Source organism: Sphingomonas sp. Leaf30 (assembly GCF_001422525.1).
Classification (GTDB): domain Bacteria; phylum Pseudomonadota; class Alphaproteobacteria; order Sphingomonadales; family Sphingomonadaceae; genus Sphingomonas; species Sphingomonas aerolata.
The window spans coordinates 1,224,321-1,250,805 of the sequence record NZ_LMKZ01000001.1 but is presented as its reverse complement, the minus strand read 5'-3'; the positions used below and the strand labels follow the sequence as shown (position 1 = coordinate 1,250,805).

The 26,485-nt window shown below is 65.0% G+C and carries 31 protein-coding genes; 5 read left to right on the top strand and 26 right to left on the bottom strand.

Features of this window, described 5'->3' with window-relative positions:
- Positions 1 to 71 precede the first annotated feature (71 nt).
- From ASE89_RS05810 to relB, 23 genes are all read right to left on the bottom strand, one after another.
- Positions 72 to 839: a biotin--[acetyl-CoA-carboxylase] ligase gene (locus ASE89_RS05810; RefSeq protein ID WP_192002983.1), complete on the bottom strand. Its 768-nt coding sequence runs from the start codon at positions 837 to 839 to the stop codon at positions 72 to 74.
- Entirely contained in the window at positions 806 to 2,251 is a 1,446-nt protein-coding gene (nuoN, locus tag ASE89_RS05805; RefSeq protein ID WP_031440946.1) for an NADH-quinone oxidoreductase subunit NuoN, read from the bottom strand. The genes ASE89_RS05810 and nuoN overlap by 34 nt, the downstream gene beginning before the upstream one ends.
- Entirely contained in the window at positions 2,251 to 3,783 is a 1,533-nt protein-coding gene (locus ASE89_RS05800; protein ID WP_056674800.1) for an NADH-quinone oxidoreductase subunit M, read from the bottom strand. The genes nuoN and ASE89_RS05800 overlap by 1 nt, the downstream gene beginning before the upstream one ends.
- Positions 3,783 to 5,891 (bottom strand): NADH-quinone oxidoreductase subunit L, encoded by a 2,109-nt coding sequence (gene nuoL, locus ASE89_RS05795; protein WP_056674798.1) that lies wholly within the window; start codon positions 5,889 to 5,891, stop codon positions 3,783 to 3,785. The genes ASE89_RS05800 and nuoL overlap by 1 nt, the downstream gene beginning before the upstream one ends.
- A 5-nt stretch (positions 5,892 to 5,896) precedes the next feature.
- On the bottom strand, positions 5,897 to 6,205 hold the full coding sequence (gene nuoK / locus ASE89_RS05790; protein ID WP_031393835.1) for an NADH-quinone oxidoreductase subunit NuoK: 309 nt from the start codon (positions 6,203 to 6,205) through the stop codon (positions 5,897 to 5,899).
- Positions 6,202 to 6,813, bottom strand: a complete 612-nt coding sequence (locus tag ASE89_RS05785) for an NADH-quinone oxidoreductase subunit J (RefSeq protein ID WP_031440949.1) — start codon at positions 6,811 to 6,813, stop codon at positions 6,202 to 6,204. Before ASE89_RS05785 ends, nuoK begins: the two co-directional genes overlap by 4 nt.
- Before the next feature lie 119 nt (positions 6,814 to 6,932).
- Positions 6,933 to 7,418, bottom strand: a complete 486-nt coding sequence (gene nuoI, locus ASE89_RS05780) for an NADH-quinone oxidoreductase subunit NuoI (RefSeq protein ID WP_031393837.1) — start codon at positions 7,416 to 7,418, stop codon at positions 6,933 to 6,935.
- Positions 7,415 to 8,464 (bottom strand): NADH-quinone oxidoreductase subunit NuoH, encoded by a 1,050-nt coding sequence (nuoH, locus tag ASE89_RS05775; protein ID WP_031393838.1) that lies wholly within the window; start codon positions 8,462 to 8,464, stop codon positions 7,415 to 7,417. The genes nuoI and nuoH overlap by 4 nt, the downstream gene beginning before the upstream one ends.
- Complete coding sequence (gene nuoG, locus ASE89_RS05770) at positions 8,461 to 10,455, bottom strand: NADH-quinone oxidoreductase subunit NuoG (protein WP_056674796.1); 1,995 nt, start codon at positions 10,453 to 10,455, stop codon at positions 8,461 to 8,463. The genes nuoH and nuoG overlap by 4 nt, the downstream gene beginning before the upstream one ends.
- Entirely contained in the window at positions 10,455 to 11,756 is a 1,302-nt protein-coding gene (nuoF, locus tag ASE89_RS05765) for an NADH-quinone oxidoreductase subunit NuoF (RefSeq protein ID WP_056050371.1), read from the bottom strand. Before nuoF ends, nuoG begins: the two co-directional genes overlap by 1 nt.
- The gene (locus ASE89_RS05760) at positions 11,756 to 12,424 is read right to left on the bottom strand and encodes a complex I 24 kDa subunit family protein (protein ID WP_031393841.1); all 669 of its coding nucleotides are present in this window, start codon (positions 12,422 to 12,424) and stop codon (positions 11,756 to 11,758) included. The genes nuoF and ASE89_RS05760 overlap by 1 nt, the downstream gene beginning before the upstream one ends.
- Positions 12,424 to 13,635 carry an NADH-quinone oxidoreductase subunit D gene (locus ASE89_RS05755; protein ID WP_197975229.1) on the bottom strand — a complete coding sequence of 404 codons (1,212 nt, stop codon included), beginning with the start codon at positions 13,633 to 13,635 and terminating at the stop codon, positions 12,424 to 12,426. The genes ASE89_RS05760 and ASE89_RS05755 overlap by 1 nt, the downstream gene beginning before the upstream one ends.
- 20 nt (positions 13,636 to 13,655) lie before the next feature.
- Positions 13,656 to 14,504, bottom strand: a complete 849-nt coding sequence (locus ASE89_RS05750) for an NADH-quinone oxidoreductase subunit C (RefSeq protein ID WP_056674793.1) — start codon at positions 14,502 to 14,504, stop codon at positions 13,656 to 13,658.
- Positions 14,501 to 15,070 carry a NuoB/complex I 20 kDa subunit family protein gene (locus tag ASE89_RS05745; RefSeq protein WP_037527518.1) on the bottom strand — a complete coding sequence of 190 codons (570 nt, stop codon included), beginning with the start codon at positions 15,068 to 15,070 and terminating at the stop codon, positions 14,501 to 14,503. Before ASE89_RS05745 ends, ASE89_RS05750 begins: the two co-directional genes overlap by 4 nt.
- Positions 15,061 to 15,435, bottom strand: a complete 375-nt coding sequence (locus tag ASE89_RS05740) for an NADH-quinone oxidoreductase subunit A (protein WP_031393845.1) — start codon at positions 15,433 to 15,435, stop codon at positions 15,061 to 15,063. The genes ASE89_RS05745 and ASE89_RS05740 overlap by 10 nt, the downstream gene beginning before the upstream one ends.
- Positions 15,436 to 15,686: 251 nt before the next feature.
- On the bottom strand, positions 15,687 to 16,499 hold the full coding sequence (locus ASE89_RS05735; protein ID WP_031393846.1) for an inositol monophosphatase family protein: 813 nt from the start codon (positions 16,497 to 16,499) through the stop codon (positions 15,687 to 15,689).
- 162 nt (positions 16,500 to 16,661) lie between these two features.
- Complete coding sequence (gene efp / locus ASE89_RS05730) at positions 16,662 to 17,225, bottom strand: elongation factor P (protein ID WP_037527514.1); 564 nt, start codon at positions 17,223 to 17,225, stop codon at positions 16,662 to 16,664.
- 73 nt (positions 17,226 to 17,298) lie between these two features.
- Positions 17,299 to 17,910 carry a M23 family metallopeptidase gene (locus ASE89_RS05725; RefSeq protein ID WP_056674792.1) on the bottom strand — a complete coding sequence of 204 codons (612 nt, stop codon included), beginning with the start codon at positions 17,908 to 17,910 and terminating at the stop codon, positions 17,299 to 17,301.
- Positions 17,911 to 17,914: 4 nt separating this feature from the next.
- Entirely contained in the window at positions 17,915 to 18,931 is a 1,017-nt protein-coding gene (locus ASE89_RS05720) for a L,D-transpeptidase family protein (protein ID WP_056674790.1), read from the bottom strand.
- Between the two features lie 126 nt (positions 18,932 to 19,057).
- Positions 19,058 to 19,744 carry a thiamine phosphate synthase gene (gene thiE, locus ASE89_RS05715; RefSeq protein WP_031440955.1) on the bottom strand — a complete coding sequence of 229 codons (687 nt, stop codon included), beginning with the start codon at positions 19,742 to 19,744 and terminating at the stop codon, positions 19,058 to 19,060.
- A 75-nt stretch (positions 19,745 to 19,819) separates the two neighbouring features.
- Complete coding sequence (locus ASE89_RS05710; RefSeq protein WP_056674788.1) at positions 19,820 to 20,740, bottom strand: class I fructose-bisphosphate aldolase; 921 nt, start codon at positions 20,738 to 20,740, stop codon at positions 19,820 to 19,822.
- A gap of 20 nt (positions 20,741 to 20,760) precedes the next feature.
- On the bottom strand, positions 20,761 to 21,093 hold the full coding sequence (locus ASE89_RS05705) for a type II toxin-antitoxin system PemK/MazF family toxin (protein WP_056674787.1): 333 nt from the start codon (positions 21,091 to 21,093) through the stop codon (positions 20,761 to 20,763).
- Entirely contained in the window at positions 21,090 to 21,356 is a 267-nt protein-coding gene (gene relB / locus ASE89_RS05700) for a type II toxin-antitoxin system RelB family antitoxin (RefSeq protein ID WP_056674785.1), read from the bottom strand. Before relB ends, ASE89_RS05705 begins: the two co-directional genes overlap by 4 nt.
- A gap of 154 nt (positions 21,357 to 21,510) precedes the next feature.
- Between relB and ASE89_RS05695 the strand changes: the two genes are divergently transcribed.
- A complete protein-coding gene (locus ASE89_RS05695) occupies positions 21,511 to 22,020 on the top strand; it encodes a TlpA family protein disulfide reductase (RefSeq protein WP_056674783.1) in 510 nt (169 codons plus the stop codon).
- Here ASE89_RS05695 and ASE89_RS05690 read toward each other — a convergent pair.
- The 3 genes from ASE89_RS05690 to gap all read right to left on the bottom strand — a co-directional run bounded on the left by ASE89_RS05690 (position 22,017) and on the right by gap (position 24,800).
- Positions 22,017 to 23,207: a phosphoglycerate kinase gene (locus tag ASE89_RS05690; protein WP_056674781.1), complete on the bottom strand. Its 1,191-nt coding sequence runs from the start codon at positions 23,205 to 23,207 to the stop codon at positions 22,017 to 22,019. The genes ASE89_RS05695 and ASE89_RS05690 overlap by 4 nt on opposite strands.
- Positions 23,204 to 23,614, bottom strand: a complete 411-nt coding sequence (locus ASE89_RS05685) for an MOSC domain-containing protein (protein WP_056675413.1) — start codon at positions 23,612 to 23,614, stop codon at positions 23,204 to 23,206. The genes ASE89_RS05690 and ASE89_RS05685 overlap by 4 nt, the downstream gene beginning before the upstream one ends.
- Before the next feature lie 175 nt (positions 23,615 to 23,789).
- The gene (gene gap / locus ASE89_RS05680) at positions 23,790 to 24,800 is read right to left on the bottom strand and encodes a type I glyceraldehyde-3-phosphate dehydrogenase (RefSeq protein ID WP_031396568.1); all 1,011 of its coding nucleotides are present in this window, start codon (positions 24,798 to 24,800) and stop codon (positions 23,790 to 23,792) included.
- Positions 24,801 to 24,944: 144 nt separating this feature from the next.
- Here gap and ASE89_RS05675 point away from each other — a divergent pair, with 144 nt between their 5' ends.
- The 4 genes from ASE89_RS05675 to ASE89_RS05660 all read left to right on the top strand — a co-directional run bounded on the left by ASE89_RS05675 (position 24,945) and on the right by ASE89_RS05660 (position 26,424).
- Positions 24,945 to 25,169, top strand: coding sequence for a hypothetical protein (locus ASE89_RS05675; protein ID WP_031396567.1), 225 nt, complete (start codon positions 24,945 to 24,947; stop codon positions 25,167 to 25,169).
- Positions 25,169 to 25,477: a cell division protein ZapA gene (locus ASE89_RS05670; RefSeq protein WP_031440961.1), complete on the top strand. Its 309-nt coding sequence runs from the start codon at positions 25,169 to 25,171 to the stop codon at positions 25,475 to 25,477. The genes ASE89_RS05675 and ASE89_RS05670 overlap by 1 nt, the downstream gene beginning before the upstream one ends.
- A 216-nt stretch (positions 25,478 to 25,693) precedes the next feature.
- Positions 25,694 to 26,227: a 5-formyltetrahydrofolate cyclo-ligase gene (locus ASE89_RS05665; protein WP_056674778.1), complete on the top strand. Its 534-nt coding sequence runs from the start codon at positions 25,694 to 25,696 to the stop codon at positions 26,225 to 26,227.
- Entirely contained in the window at positions 26,224 to 26,424 is a 201-nt protein-coding gene (locus ASE89_RS05660) for a DUF2842 domain-containing protein (protein WP_056674776.1), read from the top strand. The genes ASE89_RS05665 and ASE89_RS05660 overlap by 4 nt, the downstream gene beginning before the upstream one ends.
- Positions 26,425 to 26,485 lie beyond the last annotated feature (61 nt).

The window sequence follows — 26,485 nt, the reverse complement described above, 5'->3', positions numbered from 1 at the left end:
CGGGGACCTTCAACCTTTCCGTGCGGATAGTGCATAGTCGAGACCCGCGGCGATGGCGATGACACGCCGCATCACAGCAGGAATATGTCGGCGGCGTGGATGACACGGCGCTCGCCAGACGCGGTGCGCAGGATCAACGCGCCATCGCTATCAAGCCCCACGAACAGTCCCTCGACCGCGTCGCCGTCCGCGAGCCGCGCGGTCAGCGCGGTGCCCGCCGGATGCGCGCAATCGACCCAGCGCGCGCGGACCGGCGCCAGCCCCTCGGTCCGCCAGCGCGCGACCCAGCGCGCAAAGCCGTCGGCAAGGATGTCGAGGAACGGCGCGGGCTCAATGACGACGCCATGCACCGTGAGATCGGTCGTCTTGCGATCGGCCAGCTCGGGATGGTGCGCAATGTTGACCCCGAAGCCGACGACGACCGCATCGTCGGCCCGCTCGAGCAGGATACCGGACAGCTTTGCATCGGCAAGTAACAGGTCGTTCGGCCATTTAAGCAGCAGCGTCGCGTTCGGGTCCGTCGTCCCCTGCCGGATACCGGCGACGAGGACGGTCGACACGGCCTCATACAACGCGACCGCCGCGACCAGCGCGAGGCTGGCGGCGGGCGGATCGCCCGGACGCAGCCGCACGAGCGTGCTCGCATAGAGATTACCGTCGGGGGACGACCATTCCCGCCCCTGCCGGCCGCGCCCCGCAGTCTGCCGGACCGCCCTCAGCCAGAGGCCGTCATCGGCACCGGTGCGGGCCAGCGCCAGCAGGTCGGCATTGGTCGATCCTGTCTCCGCAACGGTACGGATGATGCTCAGAACAACGCCCGCGCTGCCGCCATCGTCCATGCTCCAAGCACGGGGATGAGCAGATAGCCGGCCGGCGAGACGAACACTGCCGCCAGTGCAATCAACCCGCCCTCGACCTTGTTCTCCATCGGCGCAAAGGCGGGTGCCGGATCGTCGAAGTACATCGTCTTGACGACGCGCAGGTAATAATAGGCGCCGATCACCGATGCCGCGATGCCGACCACGGCGAGCGGGAAGAGGCCTGCATCGACTGCCGCACTGAACACCGCGAACTTCGCATAGAAGCCGAACAGCGGTGGAATACCGGCAAGGCTGAACATGAAGATCGCGAGTGCGGCGGCAAGCCCCGGCCGCGTCCGCGACATGCCCGCCAGGCTCGCGATCGTCTCGACCGGCTGCCCGTCATCGCCGCGCATCTGCAGCACGACCAGGAACGAGCCCAAGGTCATCGCGACATAGATCGTCAGATACATCAGCACGCCCGACACACCTTCCGGCGTCCCTGCAGCGAGACCGATCAGTGCGAAGCCGACATTGTTGATCGACGAATAGGCCAGCAGGCGCTTGACGTTGGTCTGACCGATTGCCGCGACCGCGCCGAGGATGATCGAGGCAAGCGCCGCGAAGATCACGATCTGACGCCACTGGTCCGTCGCCGGCCCCATTGCCTCGATCGCGACGCGTACCGCCATCGCCATTGCCGCGACCTTGGGAGCCGAGGCGAAGAAGGCGGTGACGGGCGTCGGTGCGCCTTCATAAACGTCGGGCGTCCACATGTGGAACGGCACTGCGCTGATCTTGAATGCGAGGCCTGCGAAGACGAACACCAGACCGAACAGCAAGCCAAGCGACTTGGTCCCGGCATAGGCGTCAGCGATGCCCGAGAACAAAGTCGTGCCGCTGAAACCGTAGACCAGCGAGATGCCGTACAACAGGATGCCGCTGGCGAGCGCGCCGAGCACGAAATACTTGAGGCCTGCCTCGGCCGAACGCCCGTCGCGCCGCATGAAGCTGGCGAGGACGTACGCCGCAAGGCTCTGCAGCTCGAGACCGACATAGAGCGTCAGCATGTCGCTGGCCGAGACCATGATGCCCATGCCGCACGCCGACAACAGGATCAGCACCGGATATTCGGGGCGAAGATCCTCACCCTGCGACCGTGCGAAGAAGCTTGGCGCCATCATGATCGCGACCGCTGACGCGATGTAGATCAGCACCTTGGCAAAGGCACCGAACGCATCGGCACGGTAGAGGCCGTCGAACGCATAGCCGCCCGACGATGCCGGACCGACCAGCGCGATTCCGGCGCCGACCAGAACGAATACGGAGGCGATCGACACGGCGCGCGTCGACGTGTCCCCGCCCCAGGCCGAGACGAGCATCAGCGCGATCGCGCCCAGTGCCAGCACCAGCTCGGGCAGCGTCATTGCGATGTTAGCGGCGTATTCCATCAGTGTGCCTCCCCGTGCGCGGCTTCACGCACGGTGGCGGGCTTCCCCGCAGTTGGGTTCGAATCGCTGGCCGGCTTGGCGCGGTCGACGCGCGCGAGCAGGACGCTCACATCCTTGCGCATCGGCGCGAGGAAGCTCTCGGGATAGACGCCCATCCACAGCACGACGGCTGCGATCGGCGCGAGCAACCAGAATTCGCGCGCCGACAGGTCGACCATGCCGCGAACCTCGTCCGACTTGATCTCACCAAAGACCACGCGACGGTACAGATACAGCATGTACGCCGCACCGAGGATGATGCTCGTCGTGCAGAGCAGCGCCGTCCAGGTCGAGACCAGATAGGTGCCCATCAGCGACAGGAACTCGGCGACAAAGCCGCTGGTGCCCGGCAAACCGATCGACGCCATGGTAAAGAACAGGAAGAAGATCGCATAGCGCGGCATGTTGATCGCCAGGCCGCCATAGCGCGAGATCTCGCGCGTATGGAGCTGGTCGTAGATCACGCCGACGCACAGGAACAATGCACCCGATACCAGCCCGTGGCTCAGCATCATGATCATCGCGCCTTCGATACCCTGGCGGTTGAACGCGAACAGACCGATCGTGACGATCGCCATATGCGCCACCGACGAATAGGCGATCAGCTTCTTCATGTCCGACTGCACGAGCGCAACGAGCGAAGTGTAGATCACCGCGACCGCCGACAGGCCGAAGATCAACCAGGTGAGCTGGCCCGAGGCTTCGGGAAACATCGGCAGCAGGAAGCGCAGGAAGCCGTATCCGCCGAGCTTCAGCAGCACGCCCGCCAGGATCACCGACCCTGCGGTCGGCGCCTGCACGTGCGCGTCGGGCAACCAAGTGTGGACCGGCCACATCGGCATCTTGACCGCAAACGACGCGAAGAACGCCAGCCACAGCCAGGTCTGCACATGCGCCGGGAAGTCGTAGTTCAGCAGTGCCGGGATGCTCGTCGTGCCCGCGGTCTTCGCCATGTACAGCATCGCGATGAACATCAGGACCGAGCCGAGCAGCGTGTACAGGAAGAACTTGTACGACGCGTAGATTCGGTTCGCCCCGCCCCAGATGCCGATGATCAGGTACATCGGGATCAGGCCGGCTTCGAAGAAGACGTAGAACAGGAACAGGTCCTGCGCCGCGAACGTGCCGATCATCAGCACTTCGGTGAACAGGAACGCCGCCATATATTCCGGCACGCGCGTCGTGATCGAGCGCCAGCTGGCGCCGATGCAGATCGGCATCAGGAACACGCTGAGCATGATCAGCATCAGCGCGAAGCCGTCGATGCCGAGTGACCAGCCAAACGGCCCGAAGATGCCGGGGGCATGCTCGACGAACTGCCACTGCGCGCCGCCGATGTCGAAGTTCATCCACAGCATGATGCCGAGCACGAAGTCGATCAGCGTTGCCGCGAGTGCGAGCATCCGGGCCGTGTTCGCCGAGACGAACAGGCACGCGATGGCCGCGATCATCGGAATCGCGATCAGGACGGAGAGGATAGGAAAGCCGGTCATCAATAGAGTCCGATCGCCCAGGTTACGGCGGCTGTCAGGCCGATCAGCATGACGAAGGCATAGGTGTAGAGATATCCCGTCTGGAAGCGGCCGGCGACGCGCGCGCCGACCTGGACCAGCCAGGCCGACCCGTCGGGGCCGAACCGGTTGATCGTCTTCTCGTCACCGCGGTGCCACAAAAAGCGGCCGATCGCGAAGGCGGGGCGGACGAAGATCAGGTCGTACAGCTCGTCGAAATACCACTTATGCAGCAGAAAGTCGTAGAGCACGCCGAACTGTTCGATCACCTTGCCCGGGAAGGACGGGTTCTTGATATAGGCGTACCAGGCGGTCAGCAGGCCGAGCAACATCGCGATCGTCGCCGACAGCTTGATGATAAGCGGCACGCCGTGCATCTCGTGCATCAGATGTTCGCGGAACGCGAGCGCGCCCTTCCAGAACTCTTCGCCTGCACTCGGCTCGATGAAGTAACCGTGGAAGACGAAACCTGCGAGCACCGCACCGATCGACAGAACGATCAGCGGGATCAGCATCGGCAGCGGGCTCTCATGCGGGTGATACCCGCCATCGCCTTCCGCCGGCGCATGCACGGCATCGTGATGATCGTGCGGCGCATGGCCTGCGTCCTCGGCCTTTGCCGGGTTCGCGTGGTGATCGTCGACATGATGCGCGTCGTGCGCATGATCGTCGTGACCATGGGCGTCGTGGAGCGCATGCTGGATGTGCTCCGATGCGGCCCAGCGCGGCTTGCCCCAGAAGGTGAGGAACATCACGCGCCACGAATAGAAGCTGGTGAGCAGCGCGACGAGTACACCGACGAACCACACGCCCGGCTGACCCGCGGCCCAGCTCGCCTCGATGATCGCATCCTTCGAATGGAAGCCAGCGAACCCGAATGCGGTGTTGCCGAAGATGCCGGGGATGCCGACGCCGGTGATCGCGAGCGTACCCGCCATCATGCCCCAGAACGTCACCGGGATCTTCTTACGCAGGCCGCCATAATAGCGCATGTCCTGCTCATGGTGCATCGCATGGATCACCGAACCCGCACCCAGGAACAGCAGCGCCTTGAAGAAGGCATGCGTGAACAGGTGGAACATCGCCGCGCCGTACGCGCCGACGCCCGCTGCGAAGAACATGTAGCCGAGCTGCGAACAGGTCGAATAGGCGATGACGCGCTTGATGTCGGTCTGGACGAGGCCGCAGGTTGCGGCAAACAAGCAGGTCGCGGCACCGACCGAGGTGACCACGGTCAGCGCGACCGGGCTCATCTCGAACATCGGCGACAGGCGGCACACCATGAACACGCCTGCGGTGACCATGGTCGCCGCGTGGATCAGCGCCGACACCGGCGTCGGCCCCTCCATCGCGTCCGGCAGCCAGGTGTGCAGGCCGAGCTGTGCCGACTTGCCCATCGCGCCGACGAACAGCAGCAGGCAGAGCACCGTCATCGTATCGAGGCGGTAGCCGAGGAAGCCGATCGTCGAACCGGCCATGCCGGGTGCAACCGCCAGGATCTCGGGGATCGAGACCGTGCCGAACACGAGGAACGTGCCGAAGATGCCGAGCATGAAGCCCAGATCGCCGACGCGGTTGACGACGAACGCCTTGATCGCCGCGGCGCTGGCCGAGGGCTTGCGGAACCAGAACCCGATCAGGAGGTAGGACGCGAGGCCCACGCCTTCCCAACCGAAGAACATCTGGACGAGGTTGTTCGCAGTCACGAGCATCAGCATCGCGAAGGTGAACAGCGACAGATACGCAAAGAAGCGCGGCTGGTCGGGATCCTCGTCCATATAGCCCCAGCTATACAGATGGACGAGTGCCGACACCGACGTGACGACGACGAGCATCACCGCGGTCAGCGCATCAACGCGCAGCGACCATGCGACGTTCATGTCGCCCGACTGGATGAAGTTGAGCAACGGCTCGACGGTCGCGCTGCTGGTGCCCGCCATGAAACCGAGGAAGATCAGCCAGGACAGCAGGCACGACGCGAACAACGCGGCCGTGGTGACGATTTTCGCCGGCACGTTGCCGATCGCGCGATTGCCGAACCCGGCAACGATCGCGGCCAGTAACGGCAGGAAGACGATAAGCTGGATCAACCGTATTACCCCTTCATCCGGTTGACGTCGTCGACCGCAATGGTGCCGCGACCGCGGAAATAGATGACCAGAATGGCCAGGCCGATCGCGGCCTCACCCGCTGCGACCGTCAGCACAAACATCGCGAACACCTGTCCGACGAGATCGTTGAGGAAGGCCGAGAAGGCGACGAGATTGATGTTCACCGCGAGCAGGATCAGCTCGATCGCCATCAGGATGACGATGAGGTTCTTGCGGTTCAGGAAGATGCCGAGCACCCCCATGGTGAACAGGATCGCCGCGACGACGAGGTAGTGGACGAGACCGATCGTCACAGTTCGACTCCCTGCCCGACGACCGGGCGCGTGTTGCGCGTTGCGTCCTGCGGACGGCGTGCGTTCTGACGGCTGATGTTCTGCGCCTTCACGCCGCCACGCTGGCGATGCGTCAGCACGATCGCACCGATCATCGCGACGAGCAGGACGAGCCCGGCCGCCTCGAACACGAAAAGATAGCGCGTGTAGAGCAGGTTGCCGATCGCCTGGATGTTGGGCACCCGCGCATCGATCGGCGCCGCGCGCCGTGCGAGCTGGATCGGCCCCGTGCTCCATGCGCCGATCGCGATCATCACCTCGGCTGCAAGTGCGACCGCGAGCGCCAGCCCGATACCGAAATACCGTGCCACGCCGGCGCGCATTTCGGCAAAGTCGATGTCGAGCATCATGACGACGAACAGGAACAGCACCGCGACCGCGCCGACATAGACGATGACGAGCAGCATCGCGATGAACTCGGCCCCGACGAGGATCATCAGACCCGCCGCGTTGAAGAAGGCGAGGATCAGCCACATCACCGAATGGACCGGATTGCGCGACGCGATCGTCATGGCGCCCGACAGGACGACGACGAAGGCGAAGAGATAAAAGGCTAAGGCCTGGATCATGAGGTCCTCGTCACCCCAGCGAAAGCCGGGGTCTCACGCCGCGCGGGCGCGCTCGGAAACGGGGAGATCCCAGCCTGCGCTGGGATGACGGAGTTAATCTGTGTCATCGCGGCGCTCGCTTAACGGTACGGCGCATCGGCGGCAAGGTTCGCCGCGATCGCGCTTTCCCAGCGATCGCCGTTATCGAGCAGCTTCGACTTGTCGTAGATCAGCTCTTCGCGCGTTTCGGTCGAGAATTCGTAATTCGGACCCTCGACGATCGCATCGACCGGGCACGCCTCGGCGCACAGGCCGCAATAGATGCACTTGGTCATGTCGATGTCGTAGCGCGTCGTGCGGCGCGAGCCGTCGTCGCGCGGCTCGGCCTCGATCGTGATCGCCTGGGCGGGGCACACGGCCTCGCACAGCTTGCACGCGATGCACCGCTCTTCACCATTGGGATAACGACGCAGCGCATGCTCACCGCGGAACCGCGGGGACACCGGGTTACGCTCGTACGGATAGTTGATCGTCGCCTTTTCCTTGAAGAAATAGCGAAGCGTCAACGCGTGCGCCTTCACGAATTCCCACAGGGTGAACGACTTGATGATCTGAGCAACGCTCATGAACCCACTCCAACGCGCGTCAGCATCAACACGCCCGACACGAGGAAAACCCAGAACAGCGAGACGGGCAGGAAAATCTTCCAGCCGAGCCGCATCAGCTGATCATAGCGATAGCGCGGCACGGTCGCCTTCACCCAGCTGAACAGGAAGAAGAAGAACAGGATCTTGGCGAACAGCCAGATGATCCCCGGCACGTAATAGAGTGGCGCCCAGTCGACCGGCGGCAGCCACCCGCCCCAGAAGAGCGTCGCATTGAGCGCGCACATCAGGATGACGTTGGCGTACTCACCCAGCCAGAACAGTGCGAACGCCATCGACGAATATTCGGTCTGGTAGCCGGCGACGAGCTCGCTCTCCGCCTCGGTCAGATCGAACGGTGCACGCTGCGTTTCCGCGAGGCTCGAGATGAAGAACATCACAGCCATCGGGAACAGCAGCGGATTGACGATATAGCCGTTGATATGCAGCCCGAACATGTTCTGCTGCGCGGTCACGATGCCGGACAGGTTGAACGTGCCCGACCACAGCACGACCGAGATCAGGATGAACCCGATCGCGACTTCGTAGCTGACCATCTGCGCGGCCGCACGTAGCGCCGAGTAGAACGGATATTTCGAGTTCGACGCCCAGCCCGCCAGGATGATCCCGTACACGCCGAGCGACGACGCCGCGAGGACGTAGAGCAAGCCGACATTGATGTCCGCGAGCACGACGCCCGGCTGGAACGGGATCACCGCCCAGACGATCAGCGCGACCGTGAAGGTGATGATCGGCGCCAGCAGGAACAGCGCGCGGTTGGCGGCTGCGGGAACGATCGTCTCCTGCAGGAACACCTTCAGGCCGTCGGCAAAGCTCTGCAGCAGGCCGAAGGGACCCACCACGTTCGGACCACGCCGAAGTGCCATCGCCGCCCAGATTTTGCGATCGGCATAGATGATCATCGCAACCGCCAGCATCACCGGCAGCGCGATTGCGAGAATGTCGATGATCGTCGCGAGGAAGAACGCCCAGTCGTAACCGAGCGAGGATTCGAACCAGGAGATCATTCGGCTGCCTCCGCAAAGTCTTCCCCGTGGAGAAGTTCAGCCGAGCAGCGCTGCATCGTCGGCGATGCGCGGCAGATCGCGTTGGTCAGGTAGAAGTCCTTGATCGGATAGCCGGCCAGAACCCCCTCACCCGCACCGCCGAGCGACGGCGGGTTCCACTCGAACGTCGCGAGCGCCTGGTGACGCAGCGCGGGAACGGCAGCGAACATTTCTTCGCGCAGCCCCTCGAAGCTGTCGAACGGCAGCGTGTGGCCAAGCGTGTCGGACAGCGCGCGGAAGATCGACCAGTCGTCGCGCGCATCGCCGGGGGCGAACACTGCACGCTCGCCGCGCTGGACGCGCCCCTCGAGGTTGACCCAGGTTCCCGACTTCTCGGCATAGGTCACGCCCGGCAGGATGACGTCGGCAGCCGCCGCACCCTTGTCGCCGTGATGACCCACGAACACCTTGAAGCCTGCGAACTGGCTGAAATCGACCTCGTCCGCGCCGAGGAAGAAGCCGAGCTTCGCCCCCATCACGTCCGCGATCCCGCCCGTCTGCGCATAGCCGAGCATCAGCCCGCCCATCCGCGACGCGGCCATATGGACGACGTTGAAGCCGTTCCAGCCGTCCTTTACGAGGCCCAGCGTGTCGACGAGCTTCAGCGCGGCGCCGTGGCCACCCTTCAGCGCCGCGCCACCGACGATCACCATCGGACGTTCTGCTTTCGCGAAAGCCTCGGTCACCGCCTCGGGCAGAGTGCCGAGCAGCGCCAGATCGTCGCCGAGCCACTCGACCTTGTAGGTCAGCTCGGTCTCGGGGCCGATCGCGAAGACCTTTGCGCCCTTCTTGATCGCCTTGCGGATCCGCGTGTTCACCAGCGGCGCTTCCCAGCGCAGGTTGGTGCCTACCAGCAGGATCGCGTCGGCACGCTCGGTACCGGCGATCGTCGTGTTGAAATTGACCGCGGCGATGTTCGACGCGTCATAGGCCATGCCGGTCTGGCGGCCCTCGAGCATCGTCGAGCCCATCTTCGCGAGCAGCGCCTTGGCGGCGTACATCGTCTCGCAGTCGAGCAGGTCGCCTGCGACCGCGGCCACGCTCGACCCGGCGTCAACCGCCTTGATCGCTGCGAACGCCTCGTCCCAGGTCGCGGGCTGGAGCTTGCCGTTCACGCGGACATAAGGCTTGTCGAGACGACGACGGACGAGACCGTCGATCGCGTGGCGCGTCTTGTCGGTCGCCCACTCCTCGTTCACGTCCTCGTTGATCCGCGGCACGCAGCGCAGCACCTGGCGACCACGGCTGTCGAGCCGGATGTTGGTGCCGACCGCGTCCATGACGTCGATCGTCAGCGTCTTGCGCAGTTCCCACGGACGCGCTTCGAACGCGTAGGGCTTCGAGGTCAGCGCACCGACCGGGCACAGGTCGACGACGTTGCCCGACAGCTCGCTCTTGACCGCGTTTTCCAGATACGAGGTGATCTGCATGTCCTCGCCGCGGAAGATCGCACCGATCTCCTCAACGCCGGAGACTTCCTCGGCAAAGCGGATGCAACGCGTGCACTGGATGCAGCGGGTCATGACCGTCTTCACGATCGGACCCATATACTTCTCGGTGACCGCGCGCTTGTTCTCGTCATAGCGCGAATGGCCGCGGCCATAGGCGACCGACTGGTCCTGCAGATCGCACTCGCCACCCTGATCGCAGATCGGGCAATCGAGCGGATGGTTGATCAGCAGGAATTCCATGATGCCCTCGCGGGCATTCTTGACCATCGGCGAGTTGGTGAAGATCTCCTGCTTGTCCGCCGCCGGCAGCGCGCACGACGCCTGCGGCTTGGGCGGACCAGGCTTCACCTCGACCAGGCACATCCGGCAATTGCCGGCGATGCTCAGACGCTCATGGTAACAGAAACGCGGGATCTCCTTGCCGGCAAGCTCGCACGCCTGCAGCACGGTGGCACCCTGCGGCACCTCGATCTCTACGCCATCGACTTTGACTAAGGGCATTACTCTGCGGCTTCCATCATCGGCGCGGTGTCACCACCACGTTCGCGGATACGGCGTTCCATCTCTGGGCGGAAATGCTTGATCAGGCCCTGGATCGGCCAGGCTGCGGCGTCACCGAGCGCGCAGATCGAGTGACCCTCGACCTGCTTGGTGACCTGCTGGAGCATGTCGATCTCGGACAGCTCGGCATCGCCGGTGCGCATCCGCTCCATCACGCGCCACATCCAGCCGGTGCCTTCGCGGCACGGCGTGCACTGGCCGCAGCTCTCATGCTTGTAGAAGTAGGAGATGCGGCTGATCGCGCGGACGATGTCGGTCGACTTGTCCATGACAATGATCGCCGCGGTGCCGAGGCCCGAGCCGACCGCCTTCAGGCCGTCGAAATCCATCGCGCAGTCCATGATCTGCGCGGCGGGCACCAGCGGCACCGAAGACCCGCCCGGGATCACCGCGAGCAGATTGTCCCAACCGCCACGGATACCGCCGCAATGCGTCTCGATCAGGTCGCGGAACGAGATGCTCATCTCTTCCTCGACGACGCACGGCTTGTTCACATGGCCGCTGATCTGGAACAGCTTGGTGCCGCGGTTATTCTCCGCGCCGAAGCTGGAAAACCAAGCCGCACCGCGCCGCAGGATCGTCGGTGCGACCGCGATCGATTCGACGTTGTTGACCGTCGTCGGGCAGCCATAGAGGCCTGCGCCCGCCGGGAATGGCGGCTTGAGGCGCGGCTGGCCCTTCTTGCCCTCGAGGCTTTCGAGCATCGCGGTCTCTTCGCCGCAGATGTACGCGCCTGCACCACGATGGACGAACACGTCGAAGTCGTAGCCCGAACCGCACGCATTCTTGCCGATGAAGCCGCGATCATAGGCCTCGGCGACGGCTGCGAACAGCGTCTCCGCCTCGCGGATATATTCGCCGCGAATGTAGATGTACGCGGCACGCGCACGCATCGCGAAGCCGGCGATCAGCGCCCCCTCGATCAGCTTGTGCGGATCGTGACGGATGATCTCGCGATCCTTGCAGCTGCCCGGCTCGGATTCATCGGCGTTGATGACGAGGAAGTTCGGCCGGTCGGGCTTCGGCTCCTTGGGCATGAACGACCATTTGGTGCCGGTCGGGAACCCTGCCCCGCCGCGGCCACGCAACCCGCTCGCCTTCATCACGTCGATGATCGCGTCCTGGCCGAGCGCCATCAGGTCCTTGGTATTGTCCCAATCGCCGCGCATGATCGCCGCGTCGATATTCCACGGCTGAAAACCGTAGACGTTGGTGAAGATGCGATCCTTGTCGGCGAGCATCAGGCCCACTCCCCCCGGTAATCGTGGTTCGCGTCGACCATCGCCTTGAGCGAGGTCGGGCCGCCTTCGGGGCAGCTCGCGCGGCGACCGAATTGCGGCCCCGGCGTCGGCGTGCCGCCACTAGCAAGCGCCTCGAGGATCTCGGTCGTCTTGTCGTAGTCGAGATCTTCGAAGTTATCGTCGTTGATCTGGACCATCGGTGCGTTCGCGCAGGTGCCCAGGCACTCGACCTCGGTCAGCGTGAACATGCCGTCCGGCGTCGTGCCGCCCTTGACGAGGCCACGGTTCTTGCACGCAGCCAGCACGTCGTCCGACCCGCGCAGCATGCACGGCGTCGTGCCGCACACCTGCACGTGATAGCGGCCGACCGGCGCGAGGTTGAACATCGTGTAGAAGGTCACGACCTCATAGACACGCATGTACGGCACGCCGATCTGGCGCGCGACGAACTCGATCACCGGAACCGGCAACCAGCCCTGGGTCTGCGTTTCCGCACCAACCTGGCGCTGGGCAAGATCGAGGAACGGGATCGACGCCGACTGCTCGCGGCCCTTCGGGTAGCGCCCGAGGATCTCGTTCGCCTTCACCTGGTTCTCGTCCGTCCAGGCGAACGAGCCCCAGCGTGCGCGGGTCTCTGCCTCGTCGGGAATTTTCGGAGCTTCAGCCATCAGCGGTCACATTCACCAAAAACGATATCCATCGCGCCGAGGATCGCGGTCGTATCCGCCAGCATGTGACCCTTCGCCATGAAGTCGAAGGCCTGGAGATGCGAAAACGCGGTCGGGCGGATCTTGCAGCGGTACGGCTTGTTGCTGCCGTCGGCGACCAGATACACGCCGAATTCGCCCTTGGGGCTTTCGGTCGCGACATAGACGTCGCCGGCGGGCACATGGAAGCCCTCGGTATAAAGCTTGAAGTGATGGATCAGCGCTTCCATCGACTGCTTCATCTCAGCGCGCTTGGGCGGCACGACCTTGCGGTCGAGCGACGCGATCGGACCCTCGGGCATGTCGCGCAGGCACTGCTTCATGATCCGTGCCGACTGACGCACTTCCTCGACGCGCACCATGAACCGGTCATAGCAGTCGCCACGCGTGCCGACCGGCACGTCGAAGTCCATCTTGGCATAGACGTCATAGGGCTGCGACTTGCGCAGATCCCAGGCAATGCCCGAGCCGCGGATCATCGGGCCCGAAAAGCCCCATTTGATCGCATCGTCACGGCTGACGATCGCAATGTCGACATTGCGCTGCTTGAAGATGCGGTTGTCCGCGACGAGCGAGATCGCATCCTCGAACAGCCGCGGCAGGCGCGTGTCGAGCCAGTCGCCGATATCGGCGAGCAGCTTGAGCGGTGCATCCTGATGCACGCCACCCGGACGGAAATAGTTGGAATGCATGCGCGCGCCGCTGACGCGCTCGAAGAAGTTCATGCAGTCTTCGCGGATCTCGAACAGCCACAGGTTCGGCGTCATCGCGCCGACGTCCATGACGTGGCTGCCGAGGTTGAGCATGTGGTTCGAGATACGCGTCAGCTCGGCAAAGAACACGCGCAGATACTGCGCACGCTCAGGGACTTCAAGGTCGAGCAGCTTCTCGACCGCGAGCACCCAGCTATGCTCCATGCACAGCGGCGAGCAGTAATCGAGACGATCGAAATACGGGAGCGCCTGCGTGTAGGTCTTGTACTCGATCAGCTTCTCGGTGCCGCGGTGAAGCAGCCCGACATGCGGGTCGACTCGCTCGACGATCTCGCCGTCGAGCTCCATAACCAGGCGGAGCACGCCGTGCGCCGCCGGATGCTGCGGACCGAAGTTGATCGTGTAGTTCTGGATCGTGACGTCGCCGGTCGTGGGATCGGCCGCATCGCCCTCGCCCAGAAGCTCATCTACATAGAGACTCACTGGTTCTGTCCTCCGCCCTTGGTCGGGATCACGTCTGACTCCACGGGCTTGTCCTGCTTCTGGTTGCCCGGATCGGGCTCGCCCGCACCGCTCTGCGTGGTGTTCTGGACGTCCTTCTTCGCATAGGGCTCGCTCGGCGCGTCGGGCGCCTTGGTCGCGCTCTGTGCCGCATCCGCCTTGACGATCGTATCGGCCGACAGCGGGGTCTGAGCCCCCTTGGCCTGTGGCAGCGCGCCCTTCTCGTCACCCGGAAGCACGTATTCGGCGCCCTCCCACGGGCTCATGAAGTCGAACGTGCGAAAATCCTGCGCGAGCTGCACCGGCTCGTACACGACGCGCTTCGCCTCTTCCGAATAGCGCAGCTCGACATAGCCCGTCAGCGGGAAGTCCTTGCGCTGCGGGTGGCCGCGAAAGCCGTAATCGGTCAGGATACGGCGCAGGTCCGGGTTGCCGCTGAACAGCACGCCGTACATGTCGTACACTTCGCGCTCGAGCCAGCCGGCGACCGGCCAGATGTCGGTCACCGACGGCACCGGCTTGTCCTCGTCGGTCGCGACATGGACGCGCAGGCGGTGGTTCCGCGTCAGCGACAGCATGCAATAGACAACCTCGAACCGCTCGGCACGATCGGGATAGTCGACGCCGGCGATTTCCATGAGCTGCTGGTAGGCAAGCCCCGGCGTATCACGTAGCGCAATCATCGCGTCGTACAGATCTTCACGACGGACGTGCAGAGCGACCTCGCCGACCTTGTCGACCGCGTCGAGCAGCATGCCGCCGAGCGCGGCGCGGGCCGCGTCAATCACGCCGTCATTGGCGGCATAGGCTGGTGCGGGCGCCCTCACCGTTCGATGCTCCCGGACCGCCGGATCTTCCGCTGCAACTGCATTATACCGTACAACAGCGCTTCCGCAGTCGGCGGGCACCCGGGGACGTAAATGTCGACGGGCACGATCCGGTCACAACCGCGCACGACGCTGTAGCTATAATGATAATAGCCGCCGCCGTTCGCGCATGATCCCATCGAGATCACGTATTTCGGCTCCGACATCTGGTCGTAAACCTTGCGAAGTGCGGGCGCCATCTTGTTGCACAGCGTGCCGGCGACGATCATCACGTCCGACTGACGCGGCGACGCGCGGGGTGCGGCGCCGAAGCGCTCGAGATCGTAGCGCGGCATGTTGACGTGGATCATCTCGACCGCGCAGCAGGCGAGCCCGAACGTCATCCACCACAGCGACCCGGTACGAGCCCACTGGAACAGCTCCTCGGTCGAGGTGACCAGGAAACCCTTGTCGGTCAGTTCACCGTTCAGGCCGTCGAAAAAGCCCTGGTCGGGCGGCACGATCGCGCCACCGCCGGCGGGTGCCAGCAGACCGGAACCGGGCTGCGATGTGAGCTCTACTCCCAATCGAGTGCTCCCTTCTTCCATGCATAGGCGAGGCCAAGGGCCAGTTCGCCGATAAAGATCATCATCGAGATCCACGCGGTCCAGCCGAGCGTGAAGACCGAGACGGCCCAGGGAAACAAAAACGCCGCCTCGAGATCGAAGATGATGAAGAGGATGGCGATCAGGTAGAAGCGCACGTCGAACTGGCTGCGCGGATCCTCGAATGCGGGGAAGCCGCACTCATATTCGCTCAGCTTCTCGGGCGTAGGCTTGTGCGACCCGGTGAGCCTGGAGACAGCCATCGGCAGGAACACGAACGTGCTCGACAATGCGATGGCGACCCCGAGGAACAGGAGGATCGGAAGATAGTGCGACAGGTCGACCAAATGGCTTCTCGCAGATGCGAACAGATGGGGAGCCTTTAGGCCGATGGGCCCCGTGGGGCAAGGCTGGCGGCCCGTGAGAATCACTCGCAAGAGCTGTATGAGCCCCACGGGAAACCTGCGTTACCTGCATGGTTCTTCAAGCAACGGCAGCCGCCGGGCGCCGGTCGTATCCCCCAGCAAGACCGTTACCCCAGCAAACGCTGGGGTAACGGTCAATTGGCAGGCCGGCCCGGCCTACCGACCCCAACGCATCAGCGCAGCGCGCCGGCCACCAGCTTATGCAGCCGCGAATGCAGCGCATCATTCGCCGCGAGGAACTCGTTGCGCTCCATCGCGCGGTCGCCACCGCGGAAGTCGGTCACGTAGCCGCCCGCTTCCTTGACCAGCAGCATCCCGGCCGCGACGTCCCACGGCTTCAGGTTCGATTCCCAGAAGCCGTCGAACCGCCCCGCTGCCAGCCAGGCGAGATCGAGCGCCGCCGCGCCGAGACGGCGGATCCCCGCCACCTCGGGCGCGACCGCACCGAAGATGCGGCTCCACTGCGCGAAATCGCCATGACCGAGGAACGGAATACCGGTCGCGATCAGCGAATCGGCCAGATCGCGCCGCGACGACACGCGCAGGCGCTGGTCGGTCAGCCACGCGCCGCGGCCTCGCTCGGCCCAGAAGCTCTCGTCGGTGAGCGGCTGATACACGAGCGCAGTCGTGACCTCGCGCTTGCCGTTCGGCATCGGCTCCTCGACCGCGATCGAGATGCAGAAATGCGGGATGCCGTGGAGAAAGTTCGACGTGCCATCGAGCGGGTCGACGATGAAGCGCGGCTTGTTGGGATCACCCGCGACCTCGCCGCGCTCCTCCATCAACATGCCCCAGTCGGGGCGTGCGTGGCTCAGCTCTTCGAAGATCGTCTGCTCGGCGCGCTGGTCGGCCTGGCTGACGAAGTCGGCGGGACCCTTGCGGCTGACCTGCAGCTGCTGGACCTCGTTGAAATCGCGGCGCAGGCGCGGCGCGGCCTTGCGGGCGGCGCGCTCGATGACGGTCATGATGCCGGAATGGCTGGGCATTTCAATCCTTTCAGCCCCTCCCCTTCAGGGGAGGGGTTGGGGTGGGGCAGTGCCGCAGACCCAGGCCGCGGGCAAGGCCCGCGTCGTCGGCCGGGCCATGCCCGCCGGCCGGGCCGGCGGGTCGTGCGGATAGCTTAGGCTATCCGTCTCGGCCGCTCGGCCTTAATCAGCACGTCTTACATAGGTCTGCTCATAGACATCGACCACGATCCGCGTGCCGGCACCGATGTGCGGCGGCACCATCACGCGCACGCCGTTCTCGAGCACCGCGGGCTTGTACGACGACGAGGCGGTCTGCCCCTTCACGACGGCATCGGCTTCGACGATCAGCGCCTCGATCGTGTCGGGCAACTGGACCGAGATCGGCCGCTCTTCCCAGAGCTCCATCACGACATCCATGCCGTCCTGCAGGAACGCCGCGGCGTCGCCCAGGATGTCGGCATCGAGCGTGATCTGCTCGTAATTGACCTTGTCCATGAACGTCAGCGCGTCGCCGTCGCGGAACAGATACTGGAAGTCGACCGTGTCGAGCCGCACCTTCTCGACGCTCTCGGCAGAGCGGAAGCGCGTGTTGCTCTTGCGGCCGTCGATGAGGTTCTTCATCTCGACCTGCATGTAGGCGCCGCCCTTGCCGGGCTGGGTATGCTGAATCTTCACGGCGCGCCAGATGCCGCCTTCATATTCAAGGATGTTGCCGGGACGAATCTCGACCGCGTTGATCTTCATGACCGATTCCTGCTGGAAAGAGCTAGGGGCCGTCCGCCAGGCAAGGCCGTGCGGAAACCCGAAGCCGCGCGCTTTAGCGGGATGGCCGCGCGCGAGCAAGCAGCGGGTAGGGATTGACCTCCTCGCCCTGCCACCAGCGTTGGCCCGGCTGCATCCGGCTTACCCCGAAATGCAGGTGATAATTGCCTGCGCCCGCGTCCCCGGTGTCACCGACATAGCCAAGCCGGTCCCCCGCCGCGACCGCCATCCCTTCGCGCACGCCCGGCGCATAGCCTCCGAGGTGCGCGTAATAATAGGTCCAGCGCCGGTCGGGTGACCGGACATAGACGGTGATCCCGCCAAGCGCGCTCTGGAACAGCTTCTCGATTCGTCCCGGCGCCGCGGCGACGACCGGCGTGCCGCCCGCCGCCATAATGTCGGTGCCATGATGCCCGCGCAGCCCGCCGCCGCGCGGATCGTTCCAGCTGTTGCCGACCGCGGTGCGTGGGACACCCAGCACCGGCATCGTCAACGAACGGGGCGCGTCCGCAACTTCGTCCTCCGCGACCGCGACGTTCGAAGCCGCCGGCGACGACGCGCGCCACGCCACCGACCGTCGCCCGCCATCCCCAAAAGACAGCATCGAAGCGAACGCACCGACCACCAGGACGATCAGCGCGAGAATAACCCAGAACGTCCGCGTCATCCGATCAGGCCTGGAATACCGCCTTGGTCCCCGGCTTGATCATCATCGACAGCCGCGCCGCATCCCAGTTCGTTAGGCGGATACAGCCATGGCTTTCGGCGCGCCCGATCGTCTCGGGGTTAGGCGTGCCGTGAATGCCGTAATGATCCTTCGACAGGTCCATCCAGACGACGCCGACCGGACCGTTCGGCCCCGGCGGCAGCATCTCCTTCTTCTGCCCCTTCTTCGCATCCCAGAACAGCGCCGGGTTGAAGTGGAATTTGGGGTTATAGTCGGAGCCCTTGATAGTCCACGTCCCCAACGGCAGCGGGTCGTGGCTCGACCCCATCGTCGCGGAGAACTGCGCGATCAGCTTGTCGTTCGCGTCGAGCACCCGCAACACGCCGTCGGACTTGTCGACGACGACGTGATCCGCCTGAGGCTGCTTCGCATCGACGTTGAGCATGTTGAGCGTCGCGCGCCAGTCGGGGCGGAACTTGGGATCATAGTCGCGCGACGTCGGCAGAGCGTTGGGGAACACCACCTTTGTCCCCGCCGACAGCTTGGTCGACGGCGAGTTGAGGGCCATGATCACCGCGGGCGTGGTGTGGAACATCTCACCCAGCTTCTCCATGACCGTCCGGTAGCCGATCGTCTGAAGCTCGGCCTGCTTCGCCGGGTCCTTGGGCAGCGGATTGACGAACGGCCCCGCGAGCATCTCGGGCGTCAGCGCGACCGTGACGGTCGGCCGTGCCGCACGATAGGGATACAGCGCGCGCATCGTCTGCGTGTCGGGCTTGCCCGTGATCGGCAGACCCTTTGCCTCTTGAAACCCCTTGAGCGCGGCCACGAGCGATTGCCCGCCGCGTCCGTCAAGCACCCCGGGCCCGAAGCCCAGATGGTCAAGAATGACCTGCACATGCAAGACGTTGCGATCGATCGGCACGGGCGTAACGGAGGTCGACTGTGCGGATGCAGACGTGGTCGCACCGAGCAGAACGGCGGCCAGAACCGAGGTCTTCGTCAGAAATGCTGTCGTCATGCCGTGATCCCAAACCGTTACGCCTGTGGATCAAACGGTCGGGACGTCTGTTGTTTCCAACGGCTTGACGCAAGCACCGTCAAGCGCTGGAAGTGCAGTCCGTGTAATACCAGTCCCGCATCCGGCTCAGCGCTTGGCGAGCACTTCGCCAAATGCCTTGACCGCAGCGACCTCGTCACCATTCCAGACGGCGCCCGACACCGCGATGAAATCGGCCCCCGCCGCCGCCAGCGCCGCGGCATTGTCCGGCGTGATCCCGCCGATCGCGACACACGGCATTTCGAACAGCGTCGACCACCAGGACAGAAGCACGGGCTCGGCCAGATGCTCGACGGTCTTGGTCGTGGTCGGATGAAAGGCCCCGAACGCGACATAGTCGGCGCCGGCCTCGCCCGCTTCCATCGCCAGATGCCGGCTGCCGTGACAGGTCACGCCGATCTGCGCATTGGGGCCGAGCTGCGCGCGCGCCTCGCGCGGATCGCCATCGCTCTGCCCGAGATGCACGCCGTCCGCGTCGAGCCGCTTCGCCAGCCCGATATCGTCGTTGACGATGAACGCGACGTCGCGCTCGGCACAGATCGCACGCAGCGGCGCGCCGAGCGCGGCGGCGGCATGCTGGTCGATGTCCTTCACGCGGAACTGGAACGCCGCCACCGGCCCGGCGTCGAGCGCGCGTGCCAGCCGCTCCGGAAAGTCGCCGCCGACGTCGAGTGGCGAGACGAGATAGAGCTGACATGGCGGCCGCCGCATGTCGCGGCGGAAATTCTCGGCGAATGTCGGGTCGAGCGGGCCCAGCGGATCTTCTTCGGTCATCCCCCGCCCCTAGCGGGTCGCGCCGCGCCCGTCACCCCGGCGCAGAGCCGGGATGACGGGCGGGCGAAGCCGCGCTTATTCCTCGTTCTTGTAGATCCGGATGATCCGGTCGAGCATCGCCAGTGCCTCGTCGCGCGGGCGCTGGAAGGTGTTGCGGCCGATGATCGAGCCATTGCCACCGCCGTCACGAATGTCGCGTGCATCCTGGAAGACCGCATCGGCACCCTTGGACGCGCCGCCCGAGAACACGTTGATGCGACGCCCGGCAAAGCTCGACTGGACGACGTGTTTGACGCGATCGGCCTGCTTGGACCAGTCGGTCCCGGCATAGAGCGGCTTGGCTTCCTTCTGCTCGATATGATCGGTCGGCAGCTTGGTCTTGATGATGTGCGCGCCGAGCAGCGCCGCCATGTGCGCGGCATAGGCGCCGACGTCGAGCGCGAGCTCGCCGTCCTTGGTCAGCTTGCCGCCGCGCGGATAGGACCAGATGACGGTCGCGATGCCGACCGACTTGGCCTCTTCGCTCAGCTCGCGGATTTCCTCGACCAGGTCGAAGAACTGGTCCGCGCCCGGATAGATGGTAAAGCCGATTGCCGCCGAGCCGAGCCGCACGGCGTCCGCCACGGTCGCGGTCACCGCCTGGTCGATCGTCGTCGCCCAGCTGTTCGAGCTGTTGCACTTCAGAATCGTCGGGATCTGCCCGGCGAACGTGTCCGCGCCCGCCTCGAGCATGCCGAGCGGCGCTGCATAGGCGCTGAGCCCGGCGTCGATCGCGAGCTGGTAATGATAGTGTGGGTCATAGGCCGCCGGATTGACCGAGAAGCTGCGTGCTGGGCCGTGCTCGAAACCCTGGTCGACGGGCAGGATCACCAGCTTGCCGGTACCGCCGAGCTTGCCCTGCATCAGGATGCGCGCAAGGTTCGCCTTCACGGCCGAACTCGTGGCCTCATACTTGTCGAGGATGGTCTTGATTTGCGGTGTGATCGTCGAGGTCATGATAAGTCCTTTTCCAAAATCTAAAGGGCGAGCCACCGGCGCAGCGCCTGATCGACGGCAAACATGGTTTCGTCGGACGCCGCGCCGACCCGTCGACCGATGCGATGCCGCCAGACCGATTGCACTTTGTCGATACTGACCTCACTCGACTTGAGGAGCCCCGTATCGGCATTGGCCGCGATCGGTATGCGGAACAGTCCGAGGCCGGCAAGCTGGCTGGTGATCAAGCACACAGCAACGCTGTCGTGATCCTGCAGGAACGCATCGGCCTGAACCACGAGCGCAGGGCGCGGCTTTCGCGCAAAATCCCCCGCGCCGGCATCAGCAATAGTCACGATATCGCCGCGTTTCATTCGGCGGCAGACAGACTGTTGGTGGCAGGCTCCGGATCATCCCAGGCTACGCCCAGCCGCTCCCATGCCTCGTCGTCTTCGGTCCAGCCAAGTGCTGCGGCCGCAAGCGATTGCCGCCGCGCTTCGGCAAGGAACGCCTCATCGTGGCGTTCGACGTAGCGGCGCACAGCTTCACGTGCGATATCGCTCTTGCTGCGTCCTTGCGTGCGGGCAACCGCCGCGAGTCGTTCTTCGAGGTCGCTATCGAGCCTGACGCCGAGCATCCGAGTCTCCGTTTAACATGTTAAACATAGGCAAGGGGCGGCGCTTGATCAACCCCTGCTCGACTGTACTCGAACGCGCGCCAGGGACGGATTGACGCACCATCCCCGGACGCCAAGGATGGCGTCGGGAAAACCTCCGGGGGGAGAGCGGGCGATGACGGTTTCGACAAAGGGCGTAGTCGCGAGCGCATTGGCGTTGGCAATCGCGATGACGCCGTCCCACGCGTCAGCGACGATCAAGGTCGGCGACCGGGCGCCAAAGTTCGAAATGACGCTGATCGACGGCAGCAGGATCAGCAGCACCGACCTGCACGGACAGGTCGTCATCCTCAATTTCTGGGCGACATGGTGCGGGCCGTGCAAGGCTGAATTGCCGCTGCTCGATACCTATTACCGGCTGCGCAAGGGCAATGGCCTGCGCGTCTTCGCGGTTGCAACCGAAGACTCGCTCCCGGCGTACAAACTGAAACCGGTCTTCGCGGCGCTGGCGATACCATCGGCGCGGCGGATCAAGGGCGCGTTCGGCGTCATGGGCGCGCTGCCGACCAACTACATCATCGATCGCGCCGGGGTCGTCCGCTATGCGAAACCCGGCGCGTTCGACCTGGCCGACCTGAACAGGCTGCTCGTGCCCCTGCTCAACGAGCCGGCGCCGACGCCTTAACGCGTCAGCGCGGCGACGCCGGGCAGGTCCTTGCCCTCCATCCATTCCAGGAACGCACCGCCGGCGGTCGATACGAAGGTGAACGCATCCGCGACCCCGGCATGGTTGAGCGCCGCGACCGTATCGCCACCGCCTGCGACCGAGACCAACGAACCACCCTCGGTGAGTGCCGCCGCGGTCCTGGCGAGCGCGACCGTGGCGGTGTCGAACGGCGGCGTCTCGAACGCGCCGAGCGGACCGTTCCAGACCAGGGTCCGGCAATTCTTCAGGACGTCGCCAAGCGATTCGACCGCAGCCGGGCCGACGTCGAGGATCATCTCGTCCGCTGCGACCTCGTGCACGTTGATCGTGCGCGTTGCGGGGTTCGGCTTGAACTCCTTCGCGACGACGACGTCATAGGGCAGATGGACGGTGCAGTTCGCCTTGTCGGCAGCCTCCATGATCTGTTCGCAGGTCGCGGCGAGCTCATGCTCGCACAGGCTCTTGCCGACATCGACGCCGCGCGCGGCGAGGAAGGTGTTGGCCATGCCGCCGCCGATGATCAGGTGATCGACGCGCGTGACCAGGTGCCGCAGCACGTCGAGCTTCGACGAGACCTTCGCGCCGCCCACGACTGCTGCCACGGGATGCTCCGGCGCACCCAGCGCCTTCTGGAGCGCGTCGAGCTCGGCCTCCATCGCGCGGCCGGCAAAGGCGGGCAGGACATGCGCCAGCCCCTCGGTCGACGCGTGCGCGCGGTGCGCGGCGGAGAAGGCGTCGTTGACGTAGAGATCGCCCAGGCTGGCGAAACGCGCGACCACCGACGGATCATTCGTCTCCTCGCCGCCGAAGAAGCGCGTGTTCTCCAGAACCGCGATATTGCCGGGTTCGAGCATCGCGACCGCGTCGTCCGCGCCTTCCCAGTCGACATAGCGAACCTCGCGGCCCAGCACGTCGCTATACGGCCGGACGACCTGCGAGAGGGAGAATTCCGGGCTCGGATTGCCCTTGGGGCGGCCGAAATGGGCGAGGATCAGGACGATCGCGCCCTTGTCGGCCAGTTCGCCGACCGTTGCGACGGTCGCCCGCAAGCGCGTGTCGTCGGTGACGGCGCCTTCGGCCATCGGCACATTGAGGTCTTCGCGGACAAGCACGCGCTTGCCCCGCACATCGCCCATGTCGTCGAGCGTCTTGAATGGCTTGCTCATGGTTTTTCGATCCTGATCTCGTCACCGACGGCGATCCTGCCGCCCATCAAAACGCGGGTACACGCCCCGCCCCGCCAGTCGGGCGTGAGCGCGGCGAACAATCCTGGCGCCAGGGCTTCCATGCGTTCGCACGGATCGGTGTGGCGCGTCACCTCCAGCACCACGTCCGCGCCGATGCGAAGCCGGGTGCCAGGTATCTGGGGAAGGTCGAAGCCGTCGACGAGAAGGTTCGCGCGGCGTTCGTACCAGGGAATATCACAGCCGACCTCGGCCATCGCGGCGTCCCAGTCGCCGCGTTCGAGCAACGTGACCTGACGCCGGCCCCTGCCGCCGGGCTTTACATAGCCGCGAAAGTCACCGTGCAGGCCGGCCTCGATGGTGATCTCGACATGGTCGATGATCTCCATCGGGGCTTTCGCGCGAGCGTGACGCGCGATGCCGGCGATCGTGCCTGCGGCCCCGGCCTCTTTCCCGTTCGTGTCGAGCGCAGTCGAGACACCAGCTGTCACGAGCGGCGACTTCTCGACTTCGCTCGAAGCGAACGGCAAGGGAGGAAGCGGAACCGCATTCTCGTATTCTACCTCAGATGAACTTCGCCATCGCGGTGGCCGTGTCGACCATGCGGTTCGAGAAGCCCCATTCATTGTCGTACCAGCTGACGACGCGGACCAGCTTGCCGTCGATCACCGCGGTCTCCAGGCTGTCGATCGTCGACGAGGCCGGGGTATGCTGAAGATCGATCGAGACGAGCGGCTCGTCCGACCAGTCGAGCACGCCGACCAGCGGGCCGCTCTCGGACGCCGCCTTCAGCACCGCGTTCACTTCCTCGCGAGTCGTGTCGCGCGAGGGCGTGAAGGTCAGGTCGATCAGCGACACGTCCGGCACGGGCACGCGGATCGCCGAGCCGTCGAGCTTGCCCTTCAGTTCGGGCAGCACTTCGGACACGGCGCGCGCGGCGCCCGTCGTGGTCGGGATCATCGACATCGCCGCAGCACGTGCGCGACGCAGGTCCGGGTGGATCTGGTCGAGGATCTTCTGGTCGTTGGTATAGGCGTGGATCGTCGTCATCAGGCCGCGCTCGATGCCGATCGCGTCGTTCAGCACCTTGGCGACAGGGGCCAGGCAGTTGGTCGTGCACGACGCGTTCGACACGATCGTGTGCTCGGCCGTCAGCTTGTCGTGATTGACGCCATAGACGACCGTCAGGTCGACGTTCTTGCCCGGTGCCGAGATCAGCACCTTCTTGGCGCCGGCGTCGAGATGCTTCTGGCAGCTTGCCTTGTCGGTGAAGAAGCCGGTGCATTCGAGCACGATGTCGACGCCCAGTTCGGCGTGCGGCAGGTTGGCGGGGTCGCGCTCGGCGGTGACGCGGATTCGCTTGCCGTCGACGACGAGTTCATTGCCCTCGGCCGACACGTCGCCCGGATATTTGCCGTGAACGCTGTCGCGCTTGAACAGCCAGGCGTTCGACTTGGCGTCGCCGAGATCATTGATCGCGACGAGTTCGAGTGCGCCGTTCGACTGCTCGAGAACCGCGCGGGCAACGAGCCGGCCGATCCGCCCGAAACCGTTGATCGCAACCTTGACCGTCATTGCTGTATCTCCGCTACGCCCGTGAGTCCGTTCCGGGCGCGCTGCCTTTGCGGGGCGGTGGGGCGCCCTGTCAACACCATGGACGGTGTGCGGCACAGGCGAAAGCCGCTTGCCGCGCCCCCCGGCCATGCTATCTCGCAATCTATGCCAGATACTCTTCCCGACGCGCCGACGGCCGTCGACAGGCCTCCCGACGGTCCAACCGCGGTCGACAGGATCGACGCCGCTATCGGCCGGATCGAAGCCGCGATCCACGCACGCGCCGAAAGCGGCGACGCACTCGCCAGGCGGCATGCCGCGCTGAAGGCGCGCATGGCGGAGGCGGTCGCCGCGCTCGACGACGTCATCACCCGCGGGAGCCCCAACTGATGGCACAGGTCATGCTCGATATCGGTGGCCGCCCGCATGCGGTGGCGTGTCGCGACGGCGAGGAATCGCGCGTGCGTCTGCTCGGCGCGATGCTCGCCGAACGCTGGCCGGTCGCGGACCGCGCCGCCGGGGGGCTCAGCGCCGAACGCGCGATGCTGTTCGTCGCACTGATGCTCGCCGATGATCTCGACGAAGCTGCTCATCGTCCGCCCGAAGGATCGGCGGTCAGCGAAATCGCGCTGACGCGCATCGCCGATCGTCTCGAAGGACTTGCACAGGCCCTTGAGCAAAGCCCGCCGAGCGCCTAGATTGGCCTTGGCGGGTTCTGCCCGGTACGAGCCTTTATTATCCCTGAGGCTATTCATCATCCATAGGGGGCTGTCCCTGTTAGGACCCTGGTCCGAAGCATATGGTCCCCACCTGACGTACCGTGCGTCAGTGGATAACCCGGCACACGGCCATGGTGGGCCCGCCACATCACCATTCCCGTCATCGGACGATACCCGCATGATCGATCCGCACCCGTGAGCGACAAGGCCGCGCGCCGCACCGCATTGCGGGCCGCCCGTGCGGCCGCCGCGCCGGTCGAGATCCGCGTCCCGGACGCGTTCCTGGCCCGGCTTTCGCCCGGCCTGACCGTCGCCTCCTATGTTCCGATGGCTGGCGAGGCGGATCCCTCGCCGTTCGCACGCGCCGCTGTCGAGGCAGGGTGCGTCATCGCGCTTCCACACGTCGTGCAACGCGACCAGCCGATGCGGTTTCTCGCCTGGGAGACGGAGGCGGCGCTGATCGCAGGCCCCTTCGGGCTTCACCAGCCCCCGGCCGATGCCGCCGCGCTCGCCCCAGACATCATCCTGACCCCGCTGGTGGGGTTCGATCGTCACGGCAATCGCATCGGCCAGGGCGCAGGCTATTACGACCGCGCATTTCTCGCGCATCCCGACGCATGGCGAATCGGCATCGCGCTGGCGATCCAGGAGGTCGACGCGCTGACGCCCGACGCCTGGGACGTGCCGCTTCACGCCATTGCCACAGACAAGGACTGGATCACGCCATGACACCTAGCTGGCGCAAACCCGCCGGGATGCTCGGCATCCTCTTGCTGATCACGCTGTGGTGCGTCGCGATCGTCAGCCTGTCGACGATGCTCGGCAGCTGGCACTGGCTGGGCCAGCTGGCATTCTATCTCGTCACAGGGCTGATCTGGATAGCGCCGCTGAAACCCGTGCTGCGCTGGATGGAAACGGGGCGCTGATCCCGGTCGCTGTCCGGACGGCGGCTAAAATTTTAAAGGGGGGCTCGGCCACCCCTTAGGG